Origin of the sequence: Priestia sp. JSM ZJ58 (assembly GCF_044383985.1) — a bacterium.
Lineage (GTDB): Bacteria > Bacillota > Bacilli > Bacillales > Bacillaceae_H > Priestia > Priestia zanthoxyli.
In genome coordinates, this window is sequence record NZ_JBISEM010000001.1 from 2,613,115 (window position 1) to 2,625,900 (window position 12,786).

The following is a 12,786-nucleotide window of genomic DNA, read 5'->3' on the forward strand; positions in this document are numbered from 1 at the left end:
AAAATCTTACGTAAAATAACGTTATCATTTACACAGAGTTTTGACAACTTTTTGAAGGATTTTGTCAACAAATTTTAATAATCTAGAAGAAATTACTTCTCACTCAGCTGTTCGAAGACTGCCGGAAGTGCAGAAATAACGTCGCTTGCTAACATATCTATCATTGTATGCCCCTGGTCCAGCAGCACATCCGCCGCTTTTCCGTGAACATATACCGCATTACTGATTGCTTCTTGAAGAGAATCATGCTGCATGATAAAAGCGAGGATGATCCCTGTTAACGTGTCACCCGTTCCACCTTTCGCAAGTCCCGCGTTTCCAGTTACATTTACGTATTGTTTTCCGTCAGGTGTTGTAACAATCGTATTTGGACCTTTTAATACAAGGTACACACCATTTTCTACTGCGTATTGCCTAGATATTGAAAATCGATTTGCTTCTACTTCGGCGATTGTTGTGTCCACGAGCCTTGCCATTTCCCCCGGATGAGGCGTTAAAATCGTTGCGTGTTCTCTTTCTTTTACTTCTTTTTCTAAATGGGGAAGATGAAAAAGACCATCGGCGTCCACCACAACGGAAACCGGCTGTTGAAGCACTTGTTCGACTACTTTCTTCGTTTCTTTCGTTCTCCCAAGCCCCGGTCCGACTGCAATCGCATCATACTTCGCTTCTTCTAAAGGAATCTCGCCTGCAAAAAAGCCATCTTTGCTTGGACATGGTTTATACATCACTTCCAACATGTGAGCAGCTGCAATCGCATGAATATCACTTGGAAGCCCAAGAGTTAAAAGCCCTGCTCCGCTGGTGAGTGCTGCTTTTGACGTTAGCATCGGCGCTCCAGGTGTTTGGAGTGAACCTCCTATTACGATTCCTTTTCCGTGTGTACCTTTATTGGACGAAGCGTTCCGAATAGGAAAAGATTTCTTAATATGCTGCGTTGACCATATTTCTTTAAAAGATGAACTTTTTTCAATTGCTAGCGGTGGGATACCGATATCTACTACAATCAATTCACCATAGCTTTCTTTGCTCGGGTATGTAAATGCCGTGACTTTCGGCTGCTGAAGCGTAATCGTAGCATCTGCACGTACCGTAAGCTCTTGCTTCTGTTCCATTACTCCACTTGGGACATCGATGCTGTATATGTAAGCATTAGAATCGTTTACTTTTTTTATAATGTTATCATAAGGAGATTTGATGCTGCCTTTTACTCCTATTCCTAGTAGACAGTCAATAATCACCGTATACTTTTTTACAGAGAAGTTATCTCCCGCCGATTGCCACGTGAACCCGGCATTTTCATAGATGATCATGGCTTTTTTAGCTGCCCCTTTTATTTTTTCCCGTGCAGGAACTACCCAGACGTCAACTTCATAGCCTTTTGACTTCAGCGCACGGGCAATAACAAAGCCGTCTCCTCCGTTGTTTCCCGTTCCTATAAGCAGCCCTATGTTTTCATATTTTTCTATTCGCTCACTCAGCACGTTTGCAGCAGCCTGCCCGGCATTTTCCATAAGGGACTCTTCACTCATCCCAATTGTATTCATCATATAATCATCTACTTGATACATCTCTTGATTCGTTACAATTCTCATTATGCTGCTCCTTACTGAAACGGAAATGGTTCGTCCGTATTTACCGTTCCTTTTATTTTCGTTATAGTTAATTGTTCTCCTTTCACCCAATCCTCAAACGAAAAAATGAGAGGTTTTGCTTTGCGTCCAATCCCCACAATGACTTGCAGCGTCTCCGGTACATACGCCACTGTATGAAGCGTTCCAGCAGAATTCCGGTAATCTTCTTTAAAAATACCGTGTTCATCTTCATTAAATAAAGAGAAAGCTTCAAGAGGCGATAGCTTTTTTTCAATATGATCTCGAATATGATCGAGCCTTTCCTTTGACTCTACCAAATGATGACGATTTTCTTCGACTAGCTGATTAAAATGGTTCGTGCACCCCATCATCGTTCCTCTTTGTACATGAACGCCTCGTCCAGATGCTTCGACTACTGCTCCCTGTCCGCTGCGGTCATAAATGGAATAATTAAACGCATGACGGTGTGGTGCCCTTTCTAAAATAGCAACAGCCTCTTCTGTCGTTTCACATGTTTCTAAAATAAACCGAGCAAGCGTACAGCAAATAAATCCGTTTGTTTGACGGCGGCGATTAACAAAATGATAGCCAATTGCTAATCCTTTTTCGTTCATTCCATCCATTCGCCCAATCATTCTCGTTCCAAACCCGACGCTTGCATATCCTTCATTTGGCTGAAAAAGCAAAAATCGACCTTCGTAGGTTTTAGGATGATAATCGTAGTTTCGCACGTACACGCCGTGCTGCATAAGAGCCGAACATCCCGTTTTTTTCCACTCTTGCTGATACCCGCTGTACTCATGTATAACGTCTTCAAGAGGCCAATCTAAACCTTCTGCTAAGCCCACCAGCTCATCCCACAGTCCAGGAGCAAATAAGTCGTAATAATGACGAGCTTCTTTTGCTATCGTTTGATAGCTTCGTAATGAACGTTTTCTTCTTTTTTGATGATTTTCAAACAGCTTTGTTCCTTTATGTAACTTCCCTTGCATTTTACCAAGCTCTCGGTAAGAGCCTCGTCCTTGAATGACTTCTACCTGTATTTCTTTCACTTCTATCACTCCAATTTTCCAGTACCTTTATTGTGCAGCAAGCGCTCTATTCTTTGCAACTTTCTCCTCTCATAGAACTCTCTTCCTTTGAATACAGTTATAAAGAAACAGGTCGAAAGATTGAAAAGCATTATTATAAGAGGTGATCATATTGCTAAAGGAAGTTCAGCTAGAGATTCAGCGAAGAATCGCCTATCTGCGCCCAACACAAAAAAATGACGGGTCATTTCGCTACTGTTTTGAAACAGGCGTTATGCCTGATGCGTTTTTAATTATGCTTCTTCGCACCTTTGATTTAGATAAAGAAGTGTTGATTAAACAATTAACCGAACGGATCGTTTCCCTTCAAAATGAAGAGGGTCTTTGGACGTTGTTTGATGATGAAGAACATAACTTATCCGCCACTATTCAAGCTTATACAGCTCTTTTATATTCAGGCTATTACCAAAAAAATGACCGGATTTTGCGAAAAGCAGAAAGATATATTATAGATTCAGGAGGCATTTCTCGCGCTCATTTTCTCACAAGATGGATGCTTTGTGTGAACGGCTTATACGAGTGGCCAAAGCTATTTTACCTCCCGCTTTCTCTTTTGCTCGTGCCTACCTATGTACCGCTTAATTTTTATGAATTAAGCACCTATGCCAGAATTCACTTCGTTCCGATGATGGTAGCGGGAAACAAAAAATTTTCACTTACTTCTAGGCATACACCTTCTCTTTCTCATTTAGATGTAAGAGAACAGAAACAGAAATCGAATGAAACTGCTCAAGAATCACGCGCTTCTATTTTTTTAGTCGACCATTTAAAACAACTGGCTTCTTTACCGTCTTACATCCACAAGCTTGGTTATCAAGCAGCCGAGCGTTACATGCTAGAAAGAATTGAAAAAGATGGAACACTCTACAGCTACGCCACCTCTACTTTTTTTATGATTTACGGTCTTTTGGCTCTTGGCTATAAAAAAGATTCCTTTGTGGTTCAGAAAGCAATTGACGGTATTTGTTCACTACTTAGTACATGCAGCGGCCACTTGCACGTGGAAAACTCCACGTCAACCGTTTGGGATACCGCCCTGCTATCTTACGCTCTACAAGAAGCCGGGGTACCGCAACAGGATCCCATGATTAAAGGCACAACCCGTTACTTAAAGAAAAGACAGCATACAAAGCTTGGAGACTGGCAGTTTCATAACCCGAATACAGCACCTGGAGGCTGGGGGTTTTCCGATATTAATACGAATAACCCTGACTTAGACGATACGTCTGCTGCTATCAGAGCTCTTTCTAGAAGAGCACAAACCGATACAGATTATTTGGAGTCTTGGCAAAGAGGCATTAACTGGCTGTTGTCCATGCAAAACAAAGACGGGGGTTTTGCTGCATTTGAAAAAAATACCGACTCTATCTTATTTACTTATCTGCCGCTTGAAAACGCAAAAGATGCAGCGACGGATCCGGCTACTGCCGATTTAACCGGTCGAGTGCTTGAGTGCCTCGGAAATTTTGCCGGTATGAATAAATCCCATCCTTCGATTAAAGCTGCAGTAAAATGGCTGTTTGATCATCAATTGGATAACGGGAGCTGGTACGGCCGGTGGGGTGTTTGCTACATTTACGGAACGTGGGCCGCTATTACAGGACTCCGTGCTGTAGGCATTTCTGCTTCTGATCCGCGTATCATCAAAGCCATCAATTGGCTCAAAAGCATTCAACAAGAAGACGGCGGCTTCGGAGAATCATGCTATAGCGCTTCTTTAAAAAAATATGTGCCACTATCGTTTAGCACTCCTTCTCAAACGGCTTGGGCTCTCGATGCTTTAATGACAATATGTCCATTAAAAGATCGAGCCGTTGAAAAAGGAATTAAATTTTTACTGAATCCAAATCTTACAGAGCAGCAAATTCATTATCCCACGGGAATTGGTCTTCCTGGACAATTTTATATTCAGTACCACAGCTACAATGATATTTTCCCTCTTCTTGCACTTGCCCACTACGCAAAAAAACATTCTTCGTAAAGAAACAGCGCCTATAGCTGTTTCTTTTTATACATAAAAGCAGGTTTTTTTAGGAGACAAGTGGAATACCTTTTTAATGTTAGGAAAGAAAGGATGCATCAAATGAATAATGTTTCACCACTTTTAAAAGGAAAAAACGTGATACTAAGAAAACCAAAAGACAGCGATGTACATGACTATCTAGCGTGCAAGCAAACAAAAGAGCTTATTCGTATGTACGGAGGCGATACCCGAAACTTAAAACCTCTTACATTACAAGATGCCAAGCGGCACGTCGAGTACATAAAGTCTCAAAAGCTGAATTGGTGTGTTGAATATCAGCAGCAGTTTGTTGGAGAAGCCCGGCTGACCGTTAACGAGTACGACCGGCGCGCACGGTATGCTATTGGTTTATTTGATTCTTCCGTTTGGAATCAAGGGCTTGGCACTGAAGTTACAAAATTGGTGCTGGCATACGCATTTGAACACCTTCACTTGCACAGAGTCGATTTACGAGTGCTCGAATACAACCATAGAGCCATTGCTTGTTATGAAAAATGCGGTTTTGTAAAAGAAGGAATAGAGCGTGAAGGTGCTTTTATTGAAGAAGCATTTCAGACAGATATTATCATGAGTATACTCGAACAAGAGTATTATCAGCTTTAGAGGAGAGAATCAGCTGTCATCATCGTACTTCTTTAAAAGTTCGTATAGCCCAAGCCTTTTGTGAATAAAGTAACATAACGATATAACCAAAGGAGCCAACGATGACAGCTTATGATTCCTCTTCTTTTGTATTTGTAACCATTGATAAACATGACATTGCTGCTTTTTTACTCATTGATATTATTTGCAGCACCACTATTTATGTAGCATGTAAACATTATCTCCACAATGAGCTTGTTTCCATTGCAAGCAGCGCTCTTTTTCCCATGGTATGTAAGAAGGTTTCTCGACGCTAGCTCAGCTTTTTACCGGTTCTTTTAATGACAGCCAAGTGCGTTCCTTCTGCTGCTGAATCTCTACGGAGTGATTAAAAAATTTAGAAAGATGCGGCTCAGTGAGCTGGTCTTTCGTTTTTCCAGAAGAAAACACTTCTCCTTGGCGCATACAAAGCGTATGGGTAAAGCAAGGCAAAATTTCTTCTACATGGTGAGTAACATAAATAAGCGTAGGAGCATTTGGCTGCTCTGCCATTTTTGCAATCAGCTGAAGAAGCTGTTCTCGGGCCATTATATCTAGACCTGTACATGGCTCATCAAGTATTAAAAGCTTTGGTGAAGCCATAAGAGCTCGAGCAATTAGCACTCGCTGGCGCTCTCCTTGAGAAAGTGTTCCGTAGGCCTGATTTTGTAAATCTTCGCAATTTAGCAGCTTCATTAATTCTATGGCTTGGTTCATATCTTTTTGCTCCACTTGTTCATATAACCCAATAGATGCAAATTTTCCGCTTAAAATCATTTCTACAACCGTATCGTCATCTCGAAACCGCTGTTGAAGCGAAGAGCTTACCCATCCAATTTCTTTTCTGAGCTCAGACAGATTTGTTTCTCCAAATTTCCTTGAAAGAACTTCTACTTCCCCTTTTGTAGGCCAGATATATCCGTTGATGATATTTAAAAGCGTCGTTTTTCCGGAACCATTTAACCCAAGCAAACACCAATGTTCCCCTTTTTCCACTGACCACGACACGCTTTTTAAAATTTCTTTTTCTGCTCGTTTTACCGAAACGTTGTTAATGTTGATCATGCTAACACTCCTTTACTCTCATTTTTCATTATATATACTATAAAAGAATAATGATTTATCCCATTTGTTAACTTGCTTTTCTTTTTTCATGCCAATTCTTTCAGCCACTTTAATCGATGGATAATTGGCCGGATCAATTAATGATATAATCTTCTGAAATTTCAGCGTATGAAGGCCATAATCTAAACAAGCTTTTGCTGCTTCACTCGCATAGCCTTTTCCCCAGCGGCTGCGTAAAAATAAATAGCCAAGCTCCGGGTCTACCTTGTCGTCTACTTTTTGAAGAACCATGCCGCACTGCCCTAGAAACTCTCGATTCTGTTTATCCTCAGCGATCCACATGCTAATGCCATATGTTTGATAATGCTGCTTCATCCATTGAATCCAGCGATATGTGTCTTGTTCATTTTTAGTAGAAGAATAATACTTCATTGCTTCAGCATCTTCAAATATTTTCATTAAATTGCCTGCATCGCTTTCAGCCATAGCTCGCAGCGTCATTCGCTCTGTCTCAATAATCGTATAAATCCTCTCCTTTCTTCCATTCCAACATCTACTATCTTTATTATCCGCTACTATTTTCTTTTCGTAAAGTTTTCCTTTTTTTATTTAAATGAAACAGAAAAAAGGCACCAAAAAAGGCTGCTACACACAGCCCTTTAATCTGGATCACACGTTTTCCCGTACCGTAATACGTTATATATAGCACGTCCATCACTTGCAGATGTTTCTGTATATTGAATTGGCAGCAGTGAAAAAATAACATAATAGACTGAAAAATAAACAAATTGATAGCAAAATATATCTTCAGGCAGAATATTAGCCATAATTAATCCATTTATTATAAAAATAGTAAGTAAATTAAACAGTACACCGCCCGCATACACCACTGCATGGGAAAAGCGACTGTCGTTCTTAAGATTTTCATATTTACAAAACGAGTCTAGAAAATAGACTGACTTAATTTTAAACTTCCCCATTTTAAGAATCGTTTTCCCCCGCCCAATAGTAAAATCGACCTTCCCTCCGAAAATAATTGCCATGACGGAATGCCCCAGCTGATGAACAAATGATACAAGTGGCAATACAAGACAGAATGACCACACAAACTTTGGAAGATCATTTAACCCAAACACGTTTATCCCTCCTTTTTGTTTCTTCTCTCTACTTTTCCTCCCCGTTTTTACTTAAAACTACATTTAAATTCTTTTTTAAAACTCATACGAAATAACTAGCATCCACATCATTTCTTATAACCTAGATAAAACCCAATGTATGTAACTTATGAAAAATACATTTTCCGAAAAACAGTTGGAGTCACGTTTTCTTGTTCTTTGAAGCGCTTGATAAAATAGCTTGGATGTTCATACCCTACTTGTCTTGCTATATCTTGTACAGAGATTTGGTTGTTTTTAAGCAGCAGTTTCTTTGCTTTTTGAATTCGGACGCGCGTTACGTATTCAAACGGCCGGATACCAAGAGATTGTTGAAAAAGCAAACACGTATACTGCTCTGTTACGTTGAGCTGCTTCGCCAGTACTTCTAGCGTTAACGGCTGATGATAATATTTCTCAATATAGCGAAGGACTGGGTTTAGCTGAGTAATTTGCTGCAGGCGACTTTTGCTTTCTATATATACGCTGTCTTGGCGAAGTTTCAAAATGACGCTATATAGTAGTTCAGAGCACTTCATGGTGCTAGAGGTATGATTTTCTTCTAATCGATCCATTAGCTCTTGCAGCATCCTATAAAGGCTTTCAGCATGTGTAAGGACGATTTTTCCGGAATTAATAAATTGAAGAGAAAGCATGATATCATCAATTACACTTCCATTAAAAGAAACCCAGCATACTTGCCATTCGCTCGTAATGGGGTAGTATTCGTGCGGAACATGCGGCGTCAGAAACATCCCTTCATTTTCTTTTATAATATAAACCTCGTCATTTACACGAAGCTCGCCTCTTCCTTTTATACATTGAATCCATTGATAATCAGGAAACTCTCCCTGACGTTTAATATGCGTTTGATGTCTCCAACTTCCAGCGCTTGTAACATAGAATGGCAGTTTCATATCTTCATCTGAAAGAGCCGGAAAGTACATACGGTCCACATTACTTCCTCCTTTTTATGTGAATATAGTTATATTATCATGAAAATAATTAGATTGATAAGGTTTTCAGAAAACGTTATCATTTTCATATAAACTAATAACCTAGTAATCTAGAAATGAGGGATCGACATGTTAAAAACCGGCAAGAAATTTAATTATACAGCACCTGCAAACGGATACCCTGAATGGAATAACAACCCTGAAATTTTTCAATTGAACCGTTCGAAAGCACACGCTTTACTAATGCCTTATCAAACGGTCGAAGAGGCCTTAAAAAATGATAGAAAATCTTCTGTTTACTACCAAAGCTTAAATGGAAGCTGGTACTTTCATTTTGCTGAAAATGCGGATGGCCGCGTCAAAAACTTTTTCGCTCCTGAATTTTCATATAAGAAATGGGACTCTATTTCAGTTCCTTCACACTGGCAGCTGCAAGGATATGACTATCCTCAATATACAAACGTGACATACCCTTGGGTTGAAAACGAAAACCTCGAACCTCCTTTTGCACCGACTAAATATAACCCTGTCGGTCAGTACGTCCGTACTTTTACACCTAAATCAGAATGGGAAAATCAGCCGGTGTACGTCAGCTTCCAAGGCGTCGAATCTGCTTTTTACGTCTGGGTTAACGGTGAGTTTGTTGGATACAGCGAAGACAGCTTTACTCCAGCTGAATTTGATATAACTTCTTATCTTCAAGATGGTGAAAATACGATAGCAGTAGAAGTATATCGCTGGAGTGACGCAAGCTGGCTTGAAGACCAAGATTTTTGGCGAATGAGCGGCATCTTCCGAGATGTGTATCTGTACTCTACTCCACCGGTTCACATCTATGACTTTAGCGTTCGTTCGTCGCTTGATAACAACTACGAAGATGGTGAACTTAGCGTTTCAGCTGATATTTTAAATTACTTTCAGCACGATACTCAAGATCTAACATTTGAAGTCATGCTGTATGACGCGAATGGCCAAGAAGTACTACAAGCTCCGCTGCAAACAAATGTAAGTGTAAGCGATCAATATACAGCGTCCTTACGTACACACATTAAAAGCCCTGCAAAATGGAGCGCAGAAAGTCCTAATTTGTATACCCTTGTACTCAGCTTAAAGAATGCTGCTGGTTCTATTATCGAAACGGAAAGCTGTAAAGTCGGCTTCCGTACGTTTGAACTAAAGAATGGCCTTATGACAATCAACGGCAAGCGTATTGTACTTCGAGGAGTAAATCGCCACGAATTTGATTCAGTAAAAGGCCGTGCAGGCATCACACGCAAAGACATGATTCACGATATTTTGCTGATGAAACAGCATAATATTAACGCAGTGCGTACATCCCATTACCCTAACGATTCAGTATGGTATGAGCTGTGTGATGAATACGGACTGTACGTAATTGATGAAACCAATTTAGAAACGCACGGAACGTGGACTTATTTACAAGAAGGCGAGCAAAAAGCCGTTCCAGGAAGCAAGCCAGAATGGAAAGAAAACGTACTAGATCGCTGTCGTTCGATGTACGAACGTGACAAAAACCACCCTTCTATTATTATTTGGTCGCTTGGTAATGAATCATTTGGCGGAGAAAACTTTCAGCATATGTATACTTTTTTAAAAGAGAAAGATTCCACGAGACTTGTTCATTATGAAGGAATCTTCCATCACCGCGACTATGATGCTTCTGATATAGAAAGCACGATGTACATTAAGCCAGCAGATGTAGAGCGCTATGCTTTAATGAATCCGAAAAAACCTTATATTCTGTGTGAATACAGTCATGCGATGGGTAATTCTTGCGGAAATCTATACAAATACTGGGAGCTGTTCGATCAATATCCAATCTTGCAAGGCGGTTTTATATGGGACTGGAAAGATCAAGCTCTTCAAACAACAGCAGAAGACGGTACTTCTTACTTAGCTTACGGCGGAGATTTTGGTGATACGCCTAACGACGGCAACTTCTGCGGAAACGGCTTAATCTTTGCTGATGGGACAGCTAGCCCGAAAATTGCAGAAGTAAAAAAATGCTATCAGCCTGTAAAGTGGACAGCAGTCGACGCTGCAAAAGGAAAGTTTGCCGTTCAAAACAAACACCTGTTTACAAACTTGAACGCCTATGATTTTGTTTGGACTGTTGAAAAAAACGGTGAACTACTTGAAAAGCATGCGTCCCTTTTAAATGTAGATCCTGATGGTACAGACGAACTGACGCTTTCTTATCCTTTTTACGAGCAAGAAAACGAAACTGATGAATTTGTTTTAACTCTTTCTATCAGATTATCCAAAGATACAGCCTGGGCTTCAGCTGGATATGAAGTGGCGTACGAACAGTTTGTACTGCCTGCCAAAACCGCTGTACCTTCAGTAAAAGCTATTTATCCTGCTTTATCAGTTGACCAAAACGAACAAACGCTGACGGTTACAGGAACTAACTTCACGGCTATTTTTGACAAGCAAAAAGGGCAGTTTATCTCTTACAACTATGAGCATACCGAGCTGCTTGCATCGGGTTTCCGTCCGAACTTTTGGCGCGCAATCACCGATAATGACCTCGGCAATAAATTGCATGAAAGATGTCAAACGTGGCGTCAAGCAAGTTTAGAGCAGCACGTAAAAAAAGTAAGTGTTCAACCGCAAATTGACTTTGTTATCATTTCGGTTGAGCTAGCTTTAGACATCTCTCTTGCTTCTTGCTATGTAACGTATACGCTATATAACGATGGTGAAATGAAGATTGAACAATCTTTAGCACCTTCTGAGTCAATGCCTGAAATTCCTGAAATTGGGATGCTGTTTACGATGGATGCGGCTTTTGATTCTTTAACATGGTACGGCAGAGGCCCTCATGAAAATTATTGGGATCGTAAAACTGGCGCTAAGCTTGGCCTTCATAAAGGCAGTGTAAAAGAGCAAGTTACACCGTATTTACGCCCTCAAGAATGCGGAAACAAAACGGACGTTAGATGGGCAACTATTACAAACGATCAAGGACGCGGCTTTTTACTAAAAGGTTTGCCAACAGTCGAGCTGAATGCTTTACCTTACTCACCTTTTGAACTGGAGGCTTACGATCATTTTTACAAATTGCCGTTAAGCGATTCCGTAACCGTGCGGGTTAACTACAAGCAAATGGGCGTTGGCGGAGACGACAGCTGGGGAGCTAAAACACATCCTGATTACACACTATACGCCAACCGCTCGTATACAAACACGTTTACGCTAAAACCTCTATAAAAATAAAAAGGACTTTCAAATGAAAGTCCTTTTTACTTATGATGTCACCTCTGGCTTTCGCTGAGAAAGCAAAAATACCGTAGCGATAATAAGAATTGTACCTAGCCACTCCGTCCACCCAAAAGTCACATGAAGCCATAGAACAGAGAGCGCCGCTGCTGACAAAGGCTCTGCTGACGCAAGAACAATGGCTTCAGAAGCGCCAATGTGCTTCAAACTTTCCAAGTAGCAATAAAAGGCAATGAGCGTTCCAAAGATAATCACAAATAGCACCGCACACAGCGACAATAGCGACCACTCACCGGCTATATGCCACGGCGGATGAATAAATGAAAAACTTACGCCGCCTATTACCATTCCCCAGCCTACTACTTCAACTGAGCTCCATTTTGCAAGAAGACGTTTAGGCTGAAGCGTATAAAAAGCAGACGTCACAGCTGCTCCAATCCCCCAAAACAACCCCCATCCTGTAATAGACAGCTCGTTAAAATTTCCGCTTGTTGCAAGAAAAAATGTCCCCGTTATGACGAGCGCAACAGAAATCATTTCTACTTTCACCGGCCACTTTCTTGCTTGCACGGCTAAATAGCCAATAATAAATATTGGCGACGTATATTGAAGCACTGTAGCTGTAGCAGCGTTTCCTGCTTCAATAGCTGCAAAATATGTATACTGCACGCCGAGCATACCGATTACACCAAACAAAAGCAGCGAAGTCCTCTCTTCTTTTGTTTTCCAAATTGCAAAAATATTGCGCTGCTTAGAGGCTATTGCCAAAAGCAGCAATCCAGATACTAACATACGAACGACGACCAGCCACTCTGCGTTAAAACTCTTATGCTGAAATAAATATTGAGCTACCGTGCCAGACACTCCCCACATCGTGGCACCAATGATTACAAGCAGCAGCCCCCACGCTCTTTTAGATGAAGTTTGAACTCCTTCCACTTACCATTTCTTCTCTCTTTTTCATATATATTTAACTTACCTCCCTCCGCATTAACGGTCAATAGCAAAAAAAGTCGAAGCAATATGCTTCGACTTTTT

At 40.7% G+C, this 12,786-nt stretch carries 11 protein-coding genes; 4 read left to right on the top strand and 7 right to left on the bottom strand.

Features of this window, described 5'->3' with window-relative positions:
- Positions 1 to 92 precede the first annotated feature (92 nt).
- Both ACH6EI_RS13810 and ACH6EI_RS13815 read right to left on the bottom strand, forming a co-directional pair.
- Complete coding sequence (locus ACH6EI_RS13810; RefSeq protein WP_108674658.1) at positions 93 to 1,595, bottom strand: NAD(P)H-hydrate dehydratase; 1,503 nt, start codon at positions 1,593 to 1,595, stop codon at positions 93 to 95.
- Positions 1,596 to 1,606: 11 nt separating this feature from the next.
- Positions 1,607 to 2,647, bottom strand: a complete 1,041-nt coding sequence (locus tag ACH6EI_RS13815) for a C45 family autoproteolytic acyltransferase/hydrolase (protein WP_108674657.1) — start codon at positions 2,645 to 2,647, stop codon at positions 1,607 to 1,609.
- A gap of 142 nt (positions 2,648 to 2,789) precedes the next feature.
- On the opposite strand from ACH6EI_RS13815, the gene ACH6EI_RS13820 reads away from it, so the two are divergent.
- The 3 genes from ACH6EI_RS13820 to ACH6EI_RS13830 all read left to right on the top strand — a co-directional run bounded on the left by ACH6EI_RS13820 (position 2,790) and on the right by ACH6EI_RS13830 (position 5,608).
- Complete coding sequence (locus ACH6EI_RS13820; RefSeq protein ID WP_108674656.1) at positions 2,790 to 4,667, top strand: terpene cyclase/mutase family protein; 1,878 nt, start codon at positions 2,790 to 2,792, stop codon at positions 4,665 to 4,667.
- A 102-nt stretch (positions 4,668 to 4,769) separates the two neighbouring features.
- Positions 4,770 to 5,312, top strand: coding sequence for a GNAT family N-acetyltransferase (locus tag ACH6EI_RS13825; protein WP_028413495.1), 543 nt, complete (start codon positions 4,770 to 4,772; stop codon positions 5,310 to 5,312).
- Between the two features lie 101 nt (positions 5,313 to 5,413).
- A complete protein-coding gene (locus ACH6EI_RS13830) occupies positions 5,414 to 5,608 on the top strand; it encodes a hypothetical protein (protein ID WP_013056879.1) in 195 nt (64 codons plus the stop codon).
- 1 nt (position 5,609) lies between these two features.
- Here ACH6EI_RS13830 and ACH6EI_RS13835 read toward each other — a convergent pair whose 3' ends face one another.
- The 4 genes from ACH6EI_RS13835 to ACH6EI_RS13850 all read right to left on the bottom strand — a co-directional run bounded on the left by ACH6EI_RS13835 (position 5,610) and on the right by ACH6EI_RS13850 (position 8,496).
- A complete protein-coding gene (locus ACH6EI_RS13835) occupies positions 5,610 to 6,395 on the bottom strand; it encodes an ABC transporter ATP-binding protein (protein ID WP_028413496.1) in 786 nt (261 codons plus the stop codon).
- An 18-nt stretch (positions 6,396 to 6,413) separates the two neighbouring features.
- A complete protein-coding gene (locus ACH6EI_RS13840) occupies positions 6,414 to 6,896 on the bottom strand; it encodes a GNAT family N-acetyltransferase (protein ID WP_108674655.1) in 483 nt (160 codons plus the stop codon).
- A gap of 158 nt (positions 6,897 to 7,054) precedes the next feature.
- Complete coding sequence (locus ACH6EI_RS13845) at positions 7,055 to 7,531, bottom strand: site-2 protease family protein (RefSeq protein WP_028413498.1); 477 nt, start codon at positions 7,529 to 7,531, stop codon at positions 7,055 to 7,057.
- A gap of 146 nt (positions 7,532 to 7,677) precedes the next feature.
- The gene (locus tag ACH6EI_RS13850; RefSeq protein WP_226313325.1) at positions 7,678 to 8,496 is read right to left on the bottom strand and encodes an AraC family transcriptional regulator; all 819 of its coding nucleotides are present in this window, start codon (positions 8,494 to 8,496) and stop codon (positions 7,678 to 7,680) included.
- 138 nt (positions 8,497 to 8,634) lie between these two features.
- Between ACH6EI_RS13850 and lacZ the strand changes: the two genes are divergently transcribed.
- A complete protein-coding gene (gene lacZ / locus ACH6EI_RS13855) occupies positions 8,635 to 11,739 on the top strand; it encodes a beta-galactosidase, LacZ type (protein ID WP_108674653.1) in 3,105 nt (1,034 codons plus the stop codon).
- Between the two features lie 36 nt (positions 11,740 to 11,775).
- Here lacZ and ACH6EI_RS13860 read toward each other — a convergent pair whose 3' ends face one another.
- Positions 11,776 to 12,687 (bottom strand): EamA family transporter, encoded by a 912-nt coding sequence (locus tag ACH6EI_RS13860; protein ID WP_028413501.1) that lies wholly within the window; start codon positions 12,685 to 12,687, stop codon positions 11,776 to 11,778.
- Positions 12,688 to 12,786: the final 99 nt, after the last annotated feature.

Coding starts and splice junctions, on each gene's coding strand:
- ACH6EI_RS13810 (WP_108674658.1), bottom strand. CDS start 1,595: ATGAGAATTGTAACGAATCAAGAGATGTATCAAGTAGATGATTATATG.
- ACH6EI_RS13835 (WP_028413496.1), bottom strand. CDS start 6,395: ATGATCAACATTAACAACGTTTCGGTAAAACGAGCAGAAAAAGAAATT.
- lacZ (WP_108674653.1), top strand. CDS start 8,635: ATGTTAAAAACCGGCAAGAAATTTAATTATACAGCACCTGCAAACGGA.
- ACH6EI_RS13850 (WP_226313325.1), bottom strand. CDS start 8,496: ATGTACTTTCCGGCTCTTTCAGATGAAGATATGAAACTGCCATTCTAT.
- ACH6EI_RS13825 (WP_028413495.1), top strand. CDS start 4,770: ATGAATAATGTTTCACCACTTTTAAAAGGAAAAAACGTGATACTAAGA.
- ACH6EI_RS13840 (WP_108674655.1), bottom strand. CDS start 6,896: ATGACGCTGCGAGCTATGGCTGAAAGCGATGCAGGCAATTTAATGAAA.
- ACH6EI_RS13830 (WP_013056879.1), top strand. CDS start 5,414: ATGACAGCTTATGATTCCTCTTCTTTTGTATTTGTAACCATTGATAAA.